The sequence below is a fragment of the Streptomyces sp. NPDC055239 genome, assembly GCF_053606205.1.
On record NZ_JBSGRD010000018.1, the window covers coordinates 113,024 to 131,678 of the forward strand.

The 18,655-nt window shown below is 70.0% G+C and carries 19 protein-coding genes and 1 pseudogene; 6 read left to right on the forward strand and 14 right to left on the reverse strand.

Translation table 11 applies throughout. From position 1 onward, the window contains the following. Positions 1–67: 67 nt before the first annotated feature. Complete coding sequence (locus ACWFRJ_RS39870) at positions 68–643, reverse strand: TetR/AcrR family transcriptional regulator (protein WP_189765826.1); 576 nt, start codon at positions 641–643, stop codon at positions 68–70. 211 nt (positions 644–854) lie between these two features. Here ACWFRJ_RS39870 and ACWFRJ_RS39875 point away from each other — a divergent pair, with 211 nt between their 5' ends. Next, positions 855–1,775 (forward strand): NAD-dependent epimerase/dehydratase family protein, encoded by a 921-nt coding sequence (locus ACWFRJ_RS39875; protein WP_453542929.1) that lies wholly within the window; start codon positions 855–857, stop codon positions 1,773–1,775. Here the strand turns inward: ACWFRJ_RS39875 and ACWFRJ_RS39880 are convergent. The 6 genes from ACWFRJ_RS39880 to ACWFRJ_RS39905 all read right to left on the reverse strand — a co-directional run bounded on the left by ACWFRJ_RS39880 (position 1,739) and on the right by ACWFRJ_RS39905 (position 10,559). After that, the gene (locus ACWFRJ_RS39880; RefSeq protein ID WP_453542932.1) at positions 1,739–2,824 is read right to left on the reverse strand and encodes a GlxA family transcriptional regulator; all 1,086 of its coding nucleotides are present in this window, start codon (positions 2,822–2,824) and stop codon (positions 1,739–1,741) included. The two genes, ACWFRJ_RS39875 and ACWFRJ_RS39880, sit on opposite strands and share 37 nt — an antisense overlap. A gap of 78 nt (positions 2,825–2,902) precedes the next feature. Then, entirely contained in the window at positions 2,903–3,877 is a 975-nt protein-coding gene (locus ACWFRJ_RS39885) for an alpha/beta hydrolase (protein WP_453542935.1), read from the reverse strand. A gap of 553 nt (positions 3,878–4,430) precedes the next feature. Then, entirely contained in the window at positions 4,431–6,614 is a 2,184-nt protein-coding gene (locus ACWFRJ_RS39890) for a TniQ family protein (RefSeq protein ID WP_453542938.1), read from the reverse strand. Next, positions 6,611–7,729, reverse strand: a complete 1,119-nt coding sequence (locus ACWFRJ_RS39895) for an AAA family ATPase (protein WP_453542941.1) — start codon at positions 7,727–7,729, stop codon at positions 6,611–6,613. Before ACWFRJ_RS39895 ends, ACWFRJ_RS39890 begins: the two co-directional genes overlap by 4 nt. After that, positions 7,726–9,843: a transposase gene (locus ACWFRJ_RS39900; RefSeq protein ID WP_453542944.1), complete on the reverse strand. Its 2,118-nt coding sequence runs from the start codon at positions 9,841–9,843 to the stop codon at positions 7,726–7,728. The genes ACWFRJ_RS39895 and ACWFRJ_RS39900 overlap by 4 nt, the downstream gene beginning before the upstream one ends. Next, positions 9,840–10,559, reverse strand: coding sequence for a TnsA-like heteromeric transposase endonuclease subunit (locus ACWFRJ_RS39905; RefSeq protein ID WP_453542947.1), 720 nt, complete (start codon positions 10,557–10,559; stop codon positions 9,840–9,842). The genes ACWFRJ_RS39900 and ACWFRJ_RS39905 overlap by 4 nt, the downstream gene beginning before the upstream one ends. 315 nt (positions 10,560–10,874) lie before the next feature. Between ACWFRJ_RS39905 and ACWFRJ_RS39910 the strand changes: the two genes are divergently transcribed. The 4 genes from ACWFRJ_RS39910 (at position 10,875) to ACWFRJ_RS39925 (ending at position 13,034) form a co-directional block, all read left to right on the forward strand. After that, positions 10,875–11,228, forward strand: coding sequence for a DUF317 domain-containing protein (locus tag ACWFRJ_RS39910; RefSeq protein ID WP_453542950.1), 354 nt, complete (start codon positions 10,875–10,877; stop codon positions 11,226–11,228). A 112-nt stretch (positions 11,229–11,340) separates the two neighbouring features. Continuing rightward, positions 11,341–11,631, forward strand: coding sequence for a hypothetical protein (locus ACWFRJ_RS39915; RefSeq protein WP_453542953.1), 291 nt, complete (start codon positions 11,341–11,343; stop codon positions 11,629–11,631). A gap of 15 nt (positions 11,632–11,646) precedes the next feature. After that, the gene (locus ACWFRJ_RS39920; protein ID WP_453542956.1) at positions 11,647–12,468 is read left to right on the forward strand and encodes a DUF317 domain-containing protein; all 822 of its coding nucleotides are present in this window, start codon (positions 11,647–11,649) and stop codon (positions 12,466–12,468) included. Positions 12,469–12,626: 158 nt separating this feature from the next. Beyond that, on the forward strand, positions 12,627–13,034 hold the full coding sequence (locus tag ACWFRJ_RS39925) for a hypothetical protein (protein ID WP_453542959.1): 408 nt from the start codon (positions 12,627–12,629) through the stop codon (positions 13,032–13,034). A 64-nt stretch (positions 13,035–13,098) separates the two neighbouring features. Here ACWFRJ_RS39925 and ACWFRJ_RS39930 read toward each other — a convergent pair whose 3' ends face one another. After that, the gene (locus ACWFRJ_RS39930; RefSeq protein WP_453542961.1) at positions 13,099–13,797 is read right to left on the reverse strand and encodes a hypothetical protein; all 699 of its coding nucleotides are present in this window, start codon (positions 13,795–13,797) and stop codon (positions 13,099–13,101) included. Positions 13,798–13,876: 79 nt separating this feature from the next. Next, positions 13,877–14,323, reverse strand: coding sequence for a hypothetical protein (locus tag ACWFRJ_RS39935; protein WP_453542964.1), 447 nt, complete (start codon positions 14,321–14,323; stop codon positions 13,877–13,879). Positions 14,324–14,509: 186 nt separating this feature from the next. Between ACWFRJ_RS39935 and ACWFRJ_RS39940 the strand changes: the two genes are divergently transcribed. Next, entirely contained in the window at positions 14,510–15,325 is an 816-nt protein-coding gene (locus tag ACWFRJ_RS39940) for an SDR family oxidoreductase (protein WP_453542967.1), read from the forward strand. A gap of 31 nt (positions 15,326–15,356) precedes the next feature. Here ACWFRJ_RS39940 and ACWFRJ_RS39945 read toward each other — a convergent pair whose 3' ends face one another. From ACWFRJ_RS39945 to ACWFRJ_RS39965, 5 genes and pseudogenes are all read right to left on the reverse strand, one after another. Beyond that, positions 15,357–17,093 (reverse strand): relaxase/mobilization nuclease domain-containing protein, encoded by a 1,737-nt coding sequence (locus ACWFRJ_RS39945; protein ID WP_453542970.1) that lies wholly within the window; start codon positions 17,091–17,093, stop codon positions 15,357–15,359. Continuing rightward, positions 17,090–17,692 (reverse strand): plasmid mobilization protein, encoded by a 603-nt coding sequence (locus tag ACWFRJ_RS39950; protein WP_453542973.1) that lies wholly within the window; start codon positions 17,690–17,692, stop codon positions 17,090–17,092. The genes ACWFRJ_RS39945 and ACWFRJ_RS39950 overlap by 4 nt, the downstream gene beginning before the upstream one ends. Next, positions 17,689–17,925, reverse strand: a complete 237-nt coding sequence (locus ACWFRJ_RS39955) for a hypothetical protein (RefSeq protein ID WP_453542976.1) — start codon at positions 17,923–17,925, stop codon at positions 17,689–17,691. The genes ACWFRJ_RS39950 and ACWFRJ_RS39955 overlap by 4 nt, the downstream gene beginning before the upstream one ends. A 51-nt stretch (positions 17,926–17,976) precedes the next feature. After that, positions 17,977–18,168, reverse strand: coding sequence for a hypothetical protein (locus tag ACWFRJ_RS39960; protein WP_453542979.1), 192 nt, complete (start codon positions 18,166–18,168; stop codon positions 17,977–17,979). After that, positions 18,165–18,655: pseudogene (locus tag ACWFRJ_RS39965) on the reverse strand (hypothetical protein); the annotation flags it as partial. The pseudogene ACWFRJ_RS39965 and the gene ACWFRJ_RS39960, both read right to left, overlap by 4 nt.

The window sequence follows — 18,655 nt, forward strand, 5'->3', positions numbered from 1 at the left end:
ATCGCACGACATGTGAGCACCGTCAACACTGGAAGGCGCCAGGTGTGCGCCGGGCGAGCATCACGCGTCAGGGGCCGACCGACGTGATGGCGAGGAAGGCGCTGCGCACCCGGTCGGCGACCTCCTTGCTCGACGCGGCCTGCAGCTTGCCGTCGAGGTAGAGGCAGGCCAGCCCGTGGGCGAGCCCCCAGCCGGCCGTGGCCAGGGCCGAGGCGTCCGCGTCGGGGAGGACGCGGTCGAGCGCGTCGGCCAGCAGCTCGTGCAGGGCGTCCGCGGCCTTGACCCGCTCGTCGGCGGCGTCGTCGCACGGCTTGCCGAACATCACGCGGAACAGGGCCGGGCGCCGCAGCGCGAAGTCGACGTAGGTGACGGCGAACTCGGCCAGGTCCGGGAGTGCGGCGGGCAAATCGCGCCCGCCGCCCAGGTCGGCCAGCAGGTTCCGGAAGCCCTCGACGGCGAGCGCGGACTCCAGGGCGTCGCGGTCCTTGAAATGGCGATACGGCGCGGTCTGCGACACACCGGCCCGGCGTGCGACGGCGCGCAGCGAGAAGGGCTCGCCGCTCTCCAGCATCTCCATCGCGGCCGACAGCAGCGCCGCCCGCAGGTCGCCGTGATGGTAGCCACTCTTTTCCAATGTTGACATTGCTTACTTCGTCCTCCTACGCTGTGTTAGCACTGTAAACATAGCTGACGTCCGGTGGAACCAGGTGCCCCCCAGGCTCGATCAACGACCACATCGGCTGGGTTCGCATCCCCGGCCACGTTGGTCGACCGCATCGTCACGTGGCGGTGCGACGCTGCTCGCAGGTGAGCTGTGGCCACCACCCGCACCATCCACACCCCAGGGAGACCCCATGCAGACCGTCCTCGGCGCCGGCGGACCGATCGCCGATGAGCTCGTGAACGAGCTCCACCGCAACCACACCAAGGACATCCGCCTCGTCAGCCGCAAGCCGTCGAAGGTGAACGACACCGACGAGCTCGTGGCCGCAGACCTCACCGACGCCGAGGCCACCAGCCGCGCCGTCGCGGGCAGCGACATCGCCTACCTCACCGTCGGCCTGCCCCTGGACTCGCAGCTGTGGGAGCGACAGTTCCCCGTCATGATGCGCAACGTCATCGACGCCTGCGCCGAACACGGCACGAAGCTCGTCTTCTTCGACAACACCTACATGTATCCCGGAACGCCGGCGCCTCAGACCGAGTCGACAGCATTCGCGCCGGGCGGACGCAAGGGACGGGTCCGCGGACAGATCGCCACCATGCTGCTTGAGGCCATGCGGGCCGGACGGGTTGAAGCCCTGATCGGCCGAGCGCCCGAGTTCTACGGTCCCGGCCGGACGAAGAGCTACACGAACTCGTTGGTGTTCGACCGGATCAAGGCGGGCAAGCGGCCGTTCGTGCCGGTCGACGCCCAGGCCAAGCGGTCCCTGATCTGGACCCCCGACGCGAGCCGCGCTCTCGCTCTGCTCGGCAACACGCCGGATGCCTACGGCCAGACGTGGCACCTGCCCATCGACCCGGACCGGCAGTCCTACGCCCAGCTCATCAAGACCGCCGGCGAGGTCACCGGCCGCAAGTTCAGCTACACGGTGCTGCCGATGCTCGCCTTCGGCCTCGGGCGCCGCTTCGTCAAGCCGCTCGACGAGATGTACGAACTGCTCGTCCGCTACCGCGACGACAACATCTTCGACAGCTCGAAATTCGCGGCCCGTTTTCCCGAATTCCAGGTCACGAGCTATCGGGAGGGAGTGGAGCGGATCCTCGCCGGCTGACCCGCCGACGAGTACTCCCGCCGATCGACGCGTGCCGCGATGCCGAACCGGCGCCGGTACTCCGACGGCGTCACGCCCGTGGCACGCTGGAAGAGCCGACGGAAGTTCGACACGTCCAGGTAGCCGACGCTGCGGGAGATCTGGGCGACCGGCTCGCTGGTCAGCTCCAGCAGCTCGCGCGCCTTGGCGATGCGCGCCGCCTGGATGTATTCCGTCGCGGTCAGGCCCGTGGCCTCCTTGAACCGCCGCTGGAAGGTGCGCGGGTGCATGGCCGCGGCCCGTGCGAGGTGTTCGACGGAGTGGGGCTTGCGGAGGCAGGCGTGCAGCCGGGCCTGCACCTCACGGATGTCGGTGTCGCCGTGCTGGAGTCGGGGCGTGAACTCCCGGTAGAGGGACTGCCGCCGGCGCGGCGGGTCGGCGAGGACGAAGCGTGCCGTGTGCAGCATGACGCTGGGGCCGAGCATGCGGTCCACGAGGGTGAGGCCCAGGTCGACCCACGCCAGGATCCCCGCGGCCGTCATGATGTCGACGTCATCGATCACCATGCGTGAGGCGTCCACCCGAACCTTCGGGTATCGGCGCGCCAGCTCCTCGGCGAACGCCCAGTGGGTCGTGGCGTCCCGGCAGCCGAGCAGGTGCGTCTCGGCGAGGACGAAGACGCCGGCGCACACGGCACAGAGCGTGGTGCCCTCGGACCGGAGGCCGACGAGCCAATCGGTGAACTCGCCGGCCGATGCCATCAGCTCGGGTACGACGAGGCTCGGCGGGATGACGACGTGGCTGAGCCGGTGCGCGAGCTCAGGATGAGTGTCCGAGGTGCACACCATGACCGGCCCGTCGTCGGTGGCGGACACCGCCCAGGTGCTGACCCGGATCACGCTCGGAGGGTCGGCCGACGCCACGGCGAACTCGCTGGCGACACGGAAGATGTCCTTCAGGCCGTGGATCGCCGACACCTGGCACTCGGCGTACTCCAGCAGACCGACCTCGCCGACGACCCGCGCTCCGGTCTCGTCGACGTGCGGACCTGTCGCGGTCGGGCTCATCATGTCCTCTCAAAGTCCGTGGTGGGCACAGCGATGGGCGGCAGACCCTGTCGCGTCTGCCGCCCATGTTCATGGATGCGGTCACTGCTGCTGGAGCGCCTCTCGCAGCGCGTCGACGGACAGCTGGCGCGCGACGTTGGTGGCCGGGGTGTCCCGCAGACTGTCCAGCAGCATGAAGTCGTGGACGGTCCCGCTGATGCGGACGGCCGTCACCTTGACGCCGGCCTCACGGAGCTTGTTGGCGTACAGCTCGCCCCCGTCCCGCAGGACGTCGGCCTCCGCCGTGATGACGAGGGCGGGCGGCAGCCCCTCAAGGTCCTCAAGGGTCGCCCGCAGCGGCGAGGCGTACTTCTCCTCGCGCTTGGTCTCGTCGGTCGTGTACGCGTCCCAGAACCACTTCATCCCGTCGCGGGTGAGGTAGTAGTGCTCCGCGAACTGGTGATAGGACTGCGTGTCGAAGTCCGGCCCGGTCACGGGGTAGAGCAGGATCTGCGCCTTGAGCGCGAGCCCGCCGCGGTCCTTGTTCATCTGCGCGAAGACCGCGGACATGCATCCGCCGACCGACTCGCCGGCCACCGCGACGCGGGAGATGTCGAGACCATGCTCGGCGCCGTTGTCCCGCAGCCACTGACCGACGGCGTAATTCTGCTCGACCTGCGTGGGGTACCCCTTCTCGGGCGCCCAGTCGTAGACCGGGAAGACGCCGGCGGCACCGGCCCCGACGGTGAGCTCGCGGAAGAGCCGGTCGTGCGTCTTGTCGTCGCCGAAGACCCACCCGGCACCGTGGATGTAGAAGACCACGGGCAGCGGGCCCGTGGCGCCCTTGGGCTTGATGATGCGGGTGCGGACAGTGCCCCACTGGCCGGCGTCGACGTCAACCCACTCCTCGTCGACGTCCGGTCGCTCGACGCCTTCGCCGCTCTGCAGGTCGCTGAGGATCTTGCGCCCCTCCTCGGGCGGCACCTCGTAGATCCGCGGGTGCGGGTCGGTGGCGTCGGCGAGCTCCTTGGCCTCGGGCTCCAGGTACGGCGTGGTGGGGGCTGGAAGGTCGGACATCGCTGATCCTCTCCTCGAATGCCGGTTGCTTGCCTCATCGACGCTACGGACGGTTCGCACCCAGGCCGAGTGCCGCGAACGACTCCCTTCGAGGTGATCGCGACACCCACCCTGAGACGTGGCCCGATGAGCGGAGAATCGGGCGAGCCGAGAACAGGAGCCCCCGGAAGGTGGCCCGACGGGGGCTCTATCCTCAGCAAGCCCCATTCCATGCACAGGCAGCGCCCATGGGCGCTGCCTGTGCATGGAATGGCCATGGCGCATTTCCGGTGGAAGACTCCCCTTCCCTACAGGGTCCGGCACGTCGGCGTTGATCGCATTTGCTGATGCGGGTGGGAGCGGTGTGCAGCAAACACACTGAGCAGGGCCGGCCGTGCCGATTCTGAGTCTTCTGTGCACCATCCTCTGTTCACAGTCGGCGCCGGAATCCTCCTGGTGGGCGGATCGGTACATCGTTCTTGAGGAAGGCGAGACGCACGGTAGCCAGGCTATTCCGGGCCGGCGTCAGATGGAGGACCATCGCTCCGCTCTGTCAGTGCGACCCCGGTTCTTGTCACTTTCTCCTGGGGCGGCCCGGATAGAACCCGGCGGGGCGGAGCTGTACGTCGTTCTTCAGCAGGGCCAGGCGCACGGTGGCGAGGGTTGTTCTTTCACGGTCGGCGATGTCCTGGAGCGACAGGTGGTCTTGCTCGTACCAGGTACGCCATTGCTTGATGCGGCGGGCGGTTTGCTGGGTTCGGCGAAACCGCGGCGGGCTCCAGTCCACCGGGTGCTCGGCAAGCAGGTAGGTGACGTGCGCGGTGGTGGTCTTCAGCGTGTGGGCGAGCTGGGCGACGGAGAAGTCGCCGACGGGCGTTGCCCGGTGGAGCTGGGCGGCAGTGATGCATGCGGGGTCCGGCCCGGGGAGCACGAGGTGGCGCAGTGCACGGGCGGGGAGGCACGGTGTCCATTGGAGGGGTTCGTTGATGTTGTGTTCGTCGAGGAGGGCGCGTGCGGTGTGGCGGAGCAGTTCGGCTTCGGCGGGCAGGATCCGCCAGCGGAAGCGCTGGTACTGCTGGCGTTGGGAGGCGGTGGCGGGTGCGACGGCCGGGTGGGCGAGGTGTGCGGGGGAGCCGGTCAGGGCCTGGAAGATCCAGCGTTGCGCGTGTGCGGCACTGGGGATGAGGTTGGAGCGGAGTCGGCCCTGTAGTTCTTGCCAGACTTGGGGATCGAGGAAGCGGTCGCAGGTGGTGAACAGGGCGCGGCGGCGGGCGTAGTCGATTGGGGCGCCCTGGGTGTCGAGGTGGTCGGCCAGCAGGATCAGCGCCTGCAGGGCGTCGGTGGAGTCGGCGCGTCGGGTGAGCTCGGCCAGGAGGGTGGACACGTTGTGGCTGCTGACGGTGGTGCTGGTCAGGTGGGTGGCGGCGGCGATGGGGGTGGTGTTGCCCACCAGCAGGCAGGCGACGGCGAGGAGTTCGTCGGCGCGTCGTGCCACCGGCTTGCCGTCCGGATGGCGGGGGGAGAGGCGCAGGGCCCAGGCGGGCCACAGGGCGGTGGGCAGCATCCGGGCCCTGGTGTCCTGGTTGGCCGGTGGGCGGGTGGAGTGGATGACGGTGCGGTGACGCAGGCGGGCGACCGGCATGAGCCGGGCTTCCCGGCTGCAGCGCAGGGCCGCTTCGAGCACGGGGGAGACGGTGCCGCCGAGTGCGGCGAGGTTGGCGGGGTGGAGCTGGCGGCCGGTGGCAGCCACCCGGTCGGTGAGCCACTGCACGGCCCTGCCTGCGGCGCGGATGTTCTCGGCCTGCAGGATACGGACCGCTGCCGTGACCGCGACGGCGGTCGCTGCGGCGTCGGCGGGGGCGAAGTAGCTGTGCTGGTCCACGCGCCGGGTGTCCGGTGTGCGCTGCGACGTGCCGGGCAGCGGGTCGGTGCGGTATCGCTCCATGCGGTCCAGAACGTCGGCCGGGGCCAGCGCTTGCAGATCACTGGACGTTGCGCGGTTGAGGACCAGGGCTCCCAGGCACTTCGCATCGTGCAGTACCACCCCCAGCGGTACCCCCGCCCGCCCATAGAGCGGCCAGCGCACCGTACGGGCCGGGGCTGTGAGGAGGCTGTCGATCAGGTGCTGGGTCTCCTCAAGGAGGCTGCCGGGTGCGAGCGCGGTGACCGGGGTTTCGGAAAGGGGGTGGTGGCAGCGGCGGGGGCGCGGTCCGGCGCCCAGGGGTGGGCTCGCGCACCGTCCGGGGCGGGGTGTCTCTGTGCGGGGGTGGGAGCGCAAGCGGGGGATGTGCCCGCAGGCGGGGCAGCGGTCGGCGAGCAGGACATGGTGGCGGGTGCAGGCGAAAGCCCAGCCCAGACGCCAGGTCACCTGCCAGCGTCCGCCGCTCTCGGCCAGGCAGGCGGGGCAGAACCGGGAGCCGGAGCGCCCCCACAGCAACTGCCGGTGCACATGGCGCCGCTGCGGCACGATCACGACCGCGTGCCCGTCGAAGGGCTGCAGCGTCATCGCGGCGAGAACCTCTGGGGACACCCCGGTGACCTGGGCGATGGTGGCCAGTTCGTCGCGGCTGGCCAGAGTGGTCCAGCGCGGCAGGAAGGCGTCGGTCAGGGACGGATCGCGGTTCGGCAGACCCAGGGCGCGGAGCACGTCGGTGAAGGGGCAGTTCAGGCGGTGGGCGAGGAACTCCTGCCAGGAGTCCAGCGCCTCGCCGGGATGCGGCGGGTACCGCAGGGGCAGGGTCCGCCGCACGGCCGTCACCCGGCGACCTTCGTCCGGCGGGGTCGGCTGGTGGCCTTTCCCGTCTGCAGGGCGTAGGCGAGTTCCTGGCGGGCTTGTTCGGCGGCAGCGTCGTTCTTGACTTGGTCGAGGAGGTCCTGGGTGAGGCGTTCGGTGCCGGTGCGCTGGGCGCGCTGGCAGCCGCGGTTGATCAGTGTCATCAGCGAGCCGATGTGTCCGGTGCTGCGGGCGAAGAGGTAGTCCGACAGGTCATCGGCGAGCATGCCCGGGTGGGTGTCGGTCAGGACGATGCGTTGCTCCAGGGCGAGGAGAAGTTGTCGCCAGTGGCGGCGGCCCAGTTCGGTGTCGATGGTGAAGGGCGGCATGTCCAGGCGGGTGGTGCGTCGGCCGGTCTGGGCCAGGACCGTCTCGCCGACGGTCTCGCCCTCGCTGAACAGGCCCTTGTCGGTCAGGCCCACACCGACCTTGAGGAGGGTGACGGGGAACTCGTTGGCGATCCACTTCAGATGGTTGCTGACCTCGATGCCGCTGGTCTTGTGCCACTTGAGGAAGTGCAGGTCGTCCAGGATGAGTAGCCTGACCTCGCAGGACAGGACACAGTCCAGGGCCTGCAGGCCGAGCTGGGCGGCCGTCGAGGTCTGCCGTCCGGGGTGGCCGAAGAACTCCAGCATGGCCCGGTTGAGATCCTTCATGCCCGTGTTGCCGGTGAGCCCCACCCGGCACACCGGCCACCGCTCGTGCCCCTGCGCGGTGAAGGCTCCCAGCTCGGCGATCTCCCTGCGGTGGAACTCGCGGGCGAAGGCCAGGACCGCGGTCGTCTTCCCCAGGCCCGGGAACGCGTCCACGGCCACGGCGCCCTTGGCCTTGTCGCCGTCCTGCACGTTGCTGTCGACGATGTCCCACAAGTCCTCGTGCAACGAGGCCAATTGCGGGGTCCGCAGCGGGCCGAGGTTCGCGTGCCATTCCCGCCGGGCACGGTCGTACGCGGAGCGCCCCTCGCCGGAAAGCGCGGCCAGCTGAGCCCGGGTGAGAAGGTCCGGTTGTCGACGGCGGGGCGCGTCCACGAACGTCTGGAAGTCCTCCTTCCGTGACAGCGCAAGGTTCTCCAGGCCCCCTCCGGCTGCGGGAACGCTCATGCGTCCTCCAGGGCATCGGCGTAGAAGCCGTCCCCGCCCAGGAATTCGTCCGCCTCGTCATCGTCGCCGCCCTCGACCGGCTCCTCCCTCGTCACCGGTTGTGCCTGGTCGTGGCCCAGGGCGCGGCGTACGGACGGCAAAGAGCAGGGGGCCGGCCCGGCGGTGGGCGGGAGTTCGATCGCGGCCTGTTCACGGGACAAGCGCAGGGCCATGCGCCGTTCGGCGAGGGTGGTGCCCAGCCCCAGGTTCCACCGCTCCAGCAGGTCGGCGACGGCGAGCCGGTCGTCAGGGTAGTGGTACTTCGACGCGGCCAGCCTCCGGGCGAAAGCCAGCGCGTCCTCGCTCAGCGGCATCCGCGCCGACGGTGCGTGCTCCCAGACCAGGGTGTGCCACGCGCGGGTGTCGGGATGACGGAAGTAGATCCGGGTGACGTCGTCCGGGTCGACCTGGAACGGCCACCTGTTCTTCCCCGGCCCGCTAAAAGGGCTGCGGATGCCCGGGGCGGGAAGACCGGGCCCGCTGTAGCGGCGGCGGTCGATCTCGATGCCGTAGTGCTGGACCGTGCGCCATTTCGTGGCCAGGAACTCGAAGGCGAGGTGCGGGTCCCGGGGCACTTCGATGTATCCGGCGCGCGCCATGCCGTGCTCGAACATCTGAGCCGGTGACATCCGCAGTCCCGGCACTCCCGGGTCGACCAGTCCGGCATGCGGGCGGCAGTGGTACACCGTCGCGGTCCACTCACGAAGGATCGCCTCCAGCTCGTCGAGGAAGAAGAACGCGTCGCCCTCGGGACACTCGCCGCGGGAGTGGATGTCCGGGCCCTTGTAACCGGGCAGCGCCTCCAGCAACCCCTCCCGCAAGGTGCGGAAGAACCTCTCCACCGGCCCCTTGTCCCGGCCCGTGCGCAGCCGGGCAGGCTGCAGGGAGATGCCCATCCGGCGGCACACGCTGGTCAGGTGCTCCGAGACGTACACCTTGCCGTGATCGACCACCAGGGTCTCGGGCACCACCGGCGGCGAGGCCAGTCCTGCACCCGTCGCGCCCTCGACGTCGACCAGGACCGTGCGCGGAATACCGTGCTCGGGCCAGAGCGCACCGCGAGGCCAGTCCCGCCCCGCAGACCGCGGCCGGAAGCACTGGAACAGCACCGCGCTCGCATCCACCGCCTTCGTGGACACCGGTGTCACCCGCAGGCCAGTGATGCAGCGGGTGTACCAGTCCATCGCCACTGTCAACTCGGCCTGCACCCACCGCAGGGTGAGTGGGTCGAACGCGAACACATCGAGCCGGGTGGTGTCCATCAGCACGTACTCGCCCGGCCGCGTCGGCCGCAGCTTCCCGTACGGGCCCTCCGGACGGTCGGCGATGTCCCGGTTCCGCTTTGCAGCCAGCCGGAACAGTGGATGGCTGCGCTCCAGCTCCGACAGGATCCTGTAAGCCGTTGCCTGGCTCGGAAGGCGCACACCATCGGGACCGTGGCGGGCGATCACGCGTGCGCGGGTGCGCTCGATCACGATCCTGCGCGTGGGCGTCGACTCGCCAAGGTGCTCGGCCATCACTTCCAGGGCGGTTTCCACCCATCGCTCATCAGCCCTTGCTGCAGGCCCTCTGGCCTGCTGCTTCTTCGCTGCCAGTCCGGCCTCGCCATGCCGCCGGAAGTCCGCCACCCACTGCTTGACGGTGCGCACGTGGACCCCCACTTCCTGCGCCTTGGCCGTGTACTTGGGTTCCATCGGCCCGCCCGGCGCGTACTCGCAACGAGGTTCCCCGTCGCCTGCCAGCTCAGGGCTCCCTGAACGGAACCCGGTCAGCAACTCCCGGACGTGCCCGGCCCGTTCCAGGACATGGCCCCGTTCGCTCGCCTGCAGCTGATCCAGCACCACTGAGGCGATCTCTTCGTCATCGTCAGCCGCGGGGCCGGGCTGATCGGTGATGAGCGATGCCCGGTCGGAGAACAGGAGTTCCTTCAACGACAAACGCAGCAGCCGCCCACGCCCGTCCTTGAGCACCACCTCGTTACCCGCTGCCGTCGCAGCCATCTCCACTACCTCGACGCTTTCACCGTCGTAGCGGAAGCGAGTGCCGACCCCCACCCGGGCCCCGGCCCCACTCACGCTGCCCGCCGCAACAGCCGCGAGGGGATCAGCGGTTCGCTGAGGTCCGTTTGCAGGTCATGAGCCCACAACAGGTGGTGGACAGCAGCGTGGACACAGGGCTTTGGCCAGTGCGGCAGCTGCTGCACCGCGGCATCCAACGGCAATCCGTCGAGGTCGGCCAGGCACAGTTCGTCGAGCAGTTCAGGACGAAAGAGCCAGTCACGCCGGTAGCCGGCCAGGAATCGGATGTTCTCCAGCTCAGCTTCTGGCGGTTCGCTCCAGATTTCGTACCGCCAGCCCCGAGCTTCCACCGCCCGTCGGGTCCATTCGAAGGCGATGGCCACCTCTGGCCTGGTCAACTGCCGGTGAGGCTTGACGTCCACCACCACCGGCCCCTGGCCGGTGATCAGCAGATAGTCCGGGATGTGGCTTCGGACCTTGGCCCCTGCCATGGTCTTCATGAGGAGCGGCTGGGCCACGATGCCGTGTACGAGCGGGTCGAAGTCGGCGTAGAGGAGCCTCGTCAGTTCCAGCCGCGACTCGTAGATCACGTGCCCGCGCATGGTCGCTGACCAGTAGCTTCCGGAGTAGTGCTTCTGTCCTCTGTGCCATCGAAACGTCCGCCACGGAGTCGCCGACCGCAGCACGTCGACGGACACTGTTGTCCACGACAGGTCCTCCACGAGCGTGCCGTCGGGGAAACGAACGCTGACTACTACGGCGGGATCGTCCACGGTGCACCCTCAGCTCGGGCCGTACCTGTAATTCCCATGATCCCAGCCCCGGTGAATCGGGTAGGAAGAACCGATCTTCATCGCCCGAAAGAGTGAGTCCTCTGAACAGCGATTCTCAGTAAGTCACCACATGTGCCCTCGCTGTGCAGTCGGCGCTGAGAATATGGCGCCGGTTCTGAGAACCCACAGTGCGGGCAACGGCCGAGTTCGCCGGGGGCAGACAGGAAAGACCGCGGAATGACTGGCCAACGCGGTCGAGGGCATGTCAACGTAGACGACCTTGCAGGAAACACCAGGTCAGAGAGGTGATTGCCCGTGGCCGTAGCGCCCGCCGCTCATGGTTTCTCCACCACCATCGACGCTCTGCGGCTGCGTGAATGGCAGCTCGGCGCCGGGCAGCCCGCGCTGGTGACAGACCTGTTCTCCGCGGATGACTTCCATCTGATCGTGGATGACCGCGCGGATGTCCACGTCAGCTCCAAGGACGGCCGCTTCTACCTCGGCTGGTTCCCCAACGGCCGCCCCGGCACGGACGGCGAGGGATGGACGGTCGCTGTGACGGGCACGGCCAAGGTGCCCGGCTACCGGCTGTCGTTCGACACCGAGACGCCGGCCGATGTCGTCGCCGCCGCCGTGGCGCGCGTGCTGGAGACCTCACGTCGCGTATGACCGTGCTGAGCGTCACCGGCAGCTCTCACTCCGAGGGCTGGCCTGCTGTCGGCGGCCCGTCCGTTCCACCCCTCTGCGTTTCCCCCGTTTCCCCCACCCCAGGAGGCTGTTCGTGACGTCCCCCGAGATGACCGTCGGCGATCTCATCGACCTGCTGTCCGGCTGCGACCAGAGTGCGCCGGTCCGCCAGGCCATGAACCCTTTCTTCCCGATGGCACACTGCCTGGCGCAGGTGGTGCAGTCGGTGGACGAGACCGGCCAGACCGTCGTCTACCTCGCCGAAGGGCGGGACGAGAGCGCGCAGCTGGGCCATCTGCCGCCCGAGGTCGCCGTGGCTCTGACCTGGCAGGGCCCCGTCCAGGCACCCTCGCGCCGACCCCGCCGCCGTGCCGGCGGCAACTAGACCCGCACCGAGCCCTTGGAGGCGCCCCTGTACCCCGACTTTCCGCTCGACCCGTCCACTCCGCGCGGCGGCCAGCCCGCGTTCTGGGTCGGTCCCCGACATCTGGCCGGCGACGACGGGCGCCTGTACGACGCCGTCGCCGACACGCTCTGCGGTCTGGGCTGGACGAGTCTGACGATCATCCGCGGACGTCAGGAACCGGACGAGGCGCCGGAGGACCGCCAGGTCCTGCGCAGCACGGTTTTGCACATCAGCCCCGACACCCTCCGGTGGGCGCAGTGGGTGCTGGCGGACGAGCCGTTCCACCTGGGAGACCTGCCGATCGCCTGGCAGATCTCCGCCCGCCCGGACGCGAGCAGTCCGCTCGCCTCGTGGTCGGCCTACTTCACCCCCGACGTCCCCGGCGAGGCCGTGGCCGACTTCCTGGTCGCGCTCGACGCCCGCGACCAGCTCGCCGTGCCGCTCGCCGGCTCCGAGCTGGTCCTCGACGCCGTCGCCGCCCACGGCTGGCTCCGCGACATCGACCAGCCCCACGCGGCAGCGACGGACCCGACGTTCACCTCGCATCTCAGCCTCGGCGAGGTGCCGCCCCTCATCCAGGACGCCGACCCGCGCGCCCTGACCACCGAGGCCGACGAGGCGGGGCCGTCCGGATGGCAGGCATGGGCCGAGCCCGCGCTCGGCGCCCCCTGCCTGTGGGCGGCCTCCTTCGGGGCCAGCGTCCCGCACGACCTCGTGGCCGCCTTCGCCGCCTCCCTCAGCTCGACCGCACCGGTCCTGCGCCGGGTGCTGCCCGAGGCCACCCGGGAGCGCCTCCTGCGCGCGCCAGCCATCTAACCCCGCGCCCAACTCCCGACGCACACAGCCCGGCGTCCTCCTCGTTGGAGGGGGCCGGGCCTCTTGCGTCCCGGCCGCCGCCGGTGTGCACAACAGGGCTGGTCGCCGATGGCTTCGAGGGTTTGCGAGCCTGTGGCGGCACCATGCAGGATGCGGCCATGCATCCCAGCCCCGGCTTCCTTGTCGCCGTCGCTCTCGTTGGCGCCCTGACGGTCTCGTTGGTGGTCCGTTCCCGTCGCAAGCGCACGGCCGCCCTCGCGGCCCAGTGGCAGGCATTCCAGCAGCACCGGAGTTCCGGGCGAGGGCAGTTGCTCCAGGTCACGCGGGTCTACCAGCACGGACGCCGTGGCTCGAAAGCCGTCGTGACCTGGTGCGACACCGGTCGACAACAAGACGCCTGGTTTTGGAACTGGCACGTTCCTGCTGGCGCGTACCTACTCGTCGATGCCTCCAGCGGCTACGGACCGCACAGCCACAACCCGAACGTGCTCTACGTCCAGCCCGGCCAGGTCCGAGCCTGGGTGCCGGGTCAAGCCGCTCGCGCCGCTCAGCGGGTCGGCCTGTAGCGCATTGCTGCCCCCGACCCATGGTCCATGGCGGTCGGGGGCAGCAGCTTGGTGGGCGGCGGGGCTAGCTCGTTGCCGTGGTCTTGGCGAGGGCCTTGTCGAGGTGGCGGTCGACGAGGGCCGGGGAGCCGGAGAGGATCAGCAGCATGCTGCCGTCGCGGATCGCGGTCTGCTTGACCACGGTGCTGCGTCCTCCGGCGGTGAACGTCAGGAGCTGGCTCCACTGCTCGTCACCGAGGCCGTGGGGCGCGGGCAGCTTCTGCGAGGCCATGTCGATCGCAGTGCCGCCCGCGACGACCTGATACGTGGGGCATCCCGTCATGGCGTCGAAAATCCGGCCGATGCCGTCCGACAGCTTGTTCGCGCTGTCGCTGTACAGCTCCTCTGAGATCTCCGAGGAGCTGTCGCCGTAGGTGAAGTCCGCCTTCGCCTTGCGGGGGAAGGTGAGCGTGCCGCCGGTGGCTGCGTCGCCGCCCAGCTTGTTCAGGGCCGGGCAGCCGATGACGGTGACGTCGTCGTGCTGGGCGGCGGGGCGCTCCGGCTTGCGCAGGTAGCCGGAGCCGAGGTCGCTCTGGTCGAGCAGGCGTGTTTCCAGCGCAGCCGACGTGAGCGGAGTAGCCCGCTGGGCTGCGTCGGCCGGCTTTCCGGCACGGGTGGAGGGTGTGGTGTCGGGCTTGGTGCCGGTGGTGTTGGTGGTGCAGGCGGGCACGGTGAGGAGGGCGGCGGTGATGCCGAGGGCGGTGGTGGCGATGCGAACGCGCATGACGGAACTGACCCCTTGGTGCTAGGTGACGGGTGGTCAGTGCGGGCTCGCGGGCCCGGTGGGGTCGTAGGAGTGGGGGTCAGTGCCCGAGGTGGCGCAGGCCGTCCTCGAACGTGGCGTGCGTCGCGTCGGCCGGTCCGAAGTTCCGGTTGAACCAGGCGGTGTCGAGGCGGGTCTCCTGCTGCTGGTGGCCGACCCGGCACCGCAGCCAGATCTGGTCGCGGGTGGAGAGGATGAGCCAGTCCCGGTATGCGCCGCACTCGGCGCAGGCGGCCATTTCACCGTCGAGGGCCAGCGGCTGTTTCCACGGCATCATCCTGCCGTCGAGCTGGTCGTGGCTGGGCACCCGCAGCTCCGGCGGAAGGAAGTCGTCCACCAGCGCGGTTGTCGGCTCGGTGTGCTCCGGCTCGGCCGGCGGCACCCCGATGCCGGGCGGGACCTGGTCCTGCATCCGCGCATGCAGCTCGGCGAGCCTGAGCTGCGCCTCGCTGGGCTCCTTGGCCCGGCGGCGTATTCGGTGCAACACCCTGGCGTCCTCCTTCTCCTCGTCCTGCTCGCGTCATGATCGTGCCCTACGCCCCCGGCGGTTTCAATTCACAAAGTCCACAGTCGCCTTCGGGCAGGTCACAGGGGGTTTCCTCGCTCCCCGAGGCCGGGCCAGCTCCGGGCGAGGCGCGTCCAGAGTTGCGAGGGCCGTCTACGGTGGCGTGCCATGACTGTCCTCATCGTCGGCGGCAGCGGGTTCCTGGGCCGCGAGTTGGTCCGCCAGGCATCTGGCGCCGGGCATCTCACCGCCGCGACCTTCGCGACCAGGCCGGGCAACAGCCCGGAGGCTACTTGGTATGGCCTGGACCTGCGGGATGGTGACCGTGTCGAGGAGGTCGTCGCCTCGCTCGCCCCCTGTCTGGTCATCAACGCGAGCAGTGGCAGCGCCAACTGGGCCGTCACGGCCGAAGGGTCCGTCCGCCTGGCGATGGCCACGGCGAAGCACAACTGCCGCCTCGTGCACGTCAGCAGTGACGCCGTGTTCTCCGGCGCCCGCGTCCACTACGACGAGTCCTGCCTTCCCGATCCCGTCACCCCCTACGGCGCAGCGAAGGCCGCGGCGGAGACCGGCATCCGGCTTGTGGCCCCGGATGCCGCCGTCGCCCGTACCTCCCTGATCATCGGCGGCATCCAGTCCGAGCATGTCCGCCTCGTCCACGACCTCGCGACCGGGAGGCGAAGCGGATCCCTGTTCACCGACGACATCCGCTGCCCGGTGCATGTCGGTGACCTCGCCGCCGCCCTGGTGGAGCTGGCGTCTACCGACGCGCGCGGCATCCACCACCTTGCAGGTCCCGACGCCGTGAGTCGGCACGGCCTGGGTGTTCTCATCGCCCAGCGCGACGGGCTCGAGGCTTCCCGTCTGCCGGAGGGCCTTCGGGCAGTCACCGCGCTGCCCGGCGCCCTTGACGTCCGCCTCGACAGCCGTGCAACCCAGAGCAAGTTGCGTACCAGATTGCGCGGCGTCCACGAGTTCCTCTGACGCACAAGCGCAGTCGCTCGCGCGGCGGGGGTCATCGTGCATTGCCCGGCGCCTCTTCACCGACACGGTGGCCTGAAGCGGCGGTGCGGGCCGGCGGGCGCGCGGCAGTCGGCCTCCTTGCCGTGCTGTTCTCCGGCATCCCACTAGCGTCGGCTGGCAGATCGGCCAGGCGCCGCAGTCGCCACACCAGCACGTCGCTGACCGAGTCTGCAGTGCCCAGTTCACGACGCTCTGCCGCGTCGGACAGGAGGGTGGCGGGATCGTGGCCGGCGGCCTGGACGTCGGCGATGGTCGCGGCCAGGGCGTGCCAGCCGGGTTCGGCGAGGATCTGCTCGGCCAGCTCCGGCAGCGCCTCGCGCAGCAGCACCGTCTGCCGCTGGAGCACCGGCCGGCTCAAACGCCGGCCGCGCTGGTAGAGGACGCCGAGAGGTTGGGTGGCGGCGGCCTGGTAGGCGGTGCGCAGGTGCTCGGCGGCCCGCGCGGCGGCCTGGGCCTGCTGGGCGTGGCCCTTCGCCGCATGCCAGCGCGCGATGGCGGTGATGAGGAAGAACAGCATGTCGATAGCCATCGCGGTGCTCGCTCCGTCTTCACCGCGGCCAAGAGCGGGGCCGCCGTGGACGAGGTCGCGGGCAGCCTGCCGCTGCGCGCGGTCATGTCCGCGTGCGGCGCGTACGTGGGAGCGGGAGGCGCGTTCGAAGGCCGTTGCGGCATCCCGTAGTTCGCGGCGGGTGTGGGCAGCGGAGGTTTTGGCGAGGGCGTCCAGGACCTCGCCGGTCGCGGCGATGTGGGCGGCGGCGACCGCGTCCTCGCCGTGCTCGATGACGAGCACGGCCTGCCACGCGGCCGAGGTTGTGCTGCGGCGCGCGGCGGCGGGACCGCCTGGCCCCGTGCGGTGCGCCTCCTCCCGCTGGGCTGTTGGCCGGGCGTCCGGGGCGTCGCCGGACCAGCGCTCGCGGATGCGGGGGAGTGACAGGTCAGGGGCCAGGCGAGCTCCCGGATAGAACACTGGCTGGCCGTCCTTGTTCAGGTCGTCCGGGAGGGCGACCTTGTATCCGAGCAGGTCACCCGAGGGTGCTTCGCGCTTACGGATCAGCAGGCCGGCGCTGGCGAGCCGGTCGAAGAACTCCTCGTCACACTTCGCGCCGGTCACCGCGCGTCGTACGGTTTCGCGTAGTTCCTCGCGGGCGGTGCGCTCGCGGCCCTGGCGTTCGGCCTTGTGGCGCTCCGCGCTGGTAGGCCGCTGGGCTGCGGTGCCGTCGCCGGGGGCGACCTGGTGGAGGCCGAGTTCCTTTTCGATGAGCCGGGCTTCGGCCTGGGCGCGGGTGCCGGAGCGGAAGTCGTCGGGTCGGTGGCCGTCCTCGGTGACCAGGGTGGCGACGATGTGGATGTGGTCGTCGGCATGGCGTACGGCGGCCCAGCGGCAGCCGGGATGTCCCTCACCCGGGTCGATGCCCGTGGCGGCGACGATGCGGCGGGCGATGTTGTCCCATTCTTCGTCGGACAGGATCCGGTCGCCGGGGTCGGCGCGGACGGAGGTGTGCCATACGTGTTTGGCCGGGCGGGCGTGCTTGGGCAGGGCCATCACGGGCTGGTCCAGGAGCCGTTGGAGCCTCGTGAGGCCGTTCGGGTCGCGGCCGGGGTCGGGGGACATGCCGTCGAAGGAGGCGACGAGGCGGGGGTTGATGTGGTCCTCGTGCTTGCCGGTGTCGTAGAGGTAGTAGAGGAGACCTCTGGTGTCCGATCCGGCCGGGTTGACGCTGGGGATCATGAGCCGTGGTGCTCGATCAGCCGTGTGGCGGCTTCGTGCGTGGTGTCGGCGGCACGACGAACGGCGGCGACGGCCGCTTCGAGCTGGGGAACGTCCGCACCGGAGTTGACCGCCTTGACTAGCTGGTTGAGATTGCTTCCGGCCCAGCCGAGCTTCCGCCGGCAGTCGAACAACGCGGAGACGATATCGCGCTCGGTGGCGATCTCGATGCTGGTGCGGTCGACGTCGCGGGCGGCGGCGAGCGCGGAGCGGGCGAGGAACCCGGCGACGGACAGATTGCACCGGGCGGCGGCGGACTTGATCAGGGCGAACTCATCGTTGTTGAAACGTGTGTTGGGCTGATGCAGGCGCTTCTTCTGGGGCGACTGGCGCGGGCGCTGGCGGGCACGAGACGCGGTCTGCTTCTCCTCCTGCCTCGGCTTCGATCCGCCCCCGGTCGAAGCCCGAAGGACCTGCGCCCCCCGGTGCAGGTCCTCTCCCGCCCCCTCGGGGGCGGGTTTGGCGGAAGCTACGCTTCCGCCCCAACTTGCTCGCCCCGAGACCGAGTTGAAGTCGGGATCAGGTTCCGGGGTGGTGCCGTACGTGCTCGGGTTCGTCATCGGGAGTCGGTCCTCGCGGAGCGGATGCGGTGCTGGATGGTGGCGGCAAGTTCGACGACATCGGCCGGTCCCGTGAGGACGCGAACGGGCCCATCGGGGGTGTGCTGGACGAGCCACTGGCCGGTCGGGGCATGGACCGCGGCGTGCACGAGGGATTGGCGGACCAGGACGTCCGCCCAGGCGCCGGCCTCGGTGGTGGTGGGCGGCGACGAGCGAGTGGGACGCGGGATCACAGCGGCCTCCTGGACTGGGGCGGTGGGGGAGTTGAGTAGGGTCTTGCCGGTTCAGCCGCACTCGGGGCAGCGCCCGACGTGGCTGCTGAGTGCCCGGGCCATCCGCTGCTTCGTCGCGACAGCCTGCTTTGCGCTGGACTTCGCCGCCGGCCTGCCCTCGTGCCGCTTGGAGTGGGCGAGCATGAAGCCGATCTCCCTCTCGTACTCCGCCCGCGCGGTGTCGAACTGGTGGCAGGTCTTCATCCGGTGCTCCTTGTTGTCGTGGTCTCGTCGCTGCGCAGTTCCTGCAGGACGAGGCTGATTCGGTCGTTCCTGCAGCCCGCCAGGTCCTCGCGGCGGATGATCTCCCGCAGCTGAACCCGGGTGATCGCTTCGTTGCCGTCCCGGTCGAGCAGGGCGGGAACGTGGGGGCGCACCTCGCGGATCAGCAGGCGCTCCGAGTCGTCCAGCTCGCGGGGCGGTCGCTGCACCTGCGGGGAGCGGGACCGGCCGCGCTTCCCCTTGTTCTTTGTCCTGGTCTTCGCGGCCGTCTTCCGCCGGAGCGGGACCTTGTGTCCCCGGTCCCCGCTGGGGTCGGTCCCCGTGTCGGTGGTGCTCGGTCCCCGGTCCCCGCTGGGGTCGGTCCCCGTGTCGGTGGTGCTCGGTCCCCGGTCCCCGCTGGGGTCGGTCCCCGTGTCGGTGGTGCTCGGTCCCCGGTCCCCGCTGGGGTCGGTCCCCGTGTCGGTGGTGC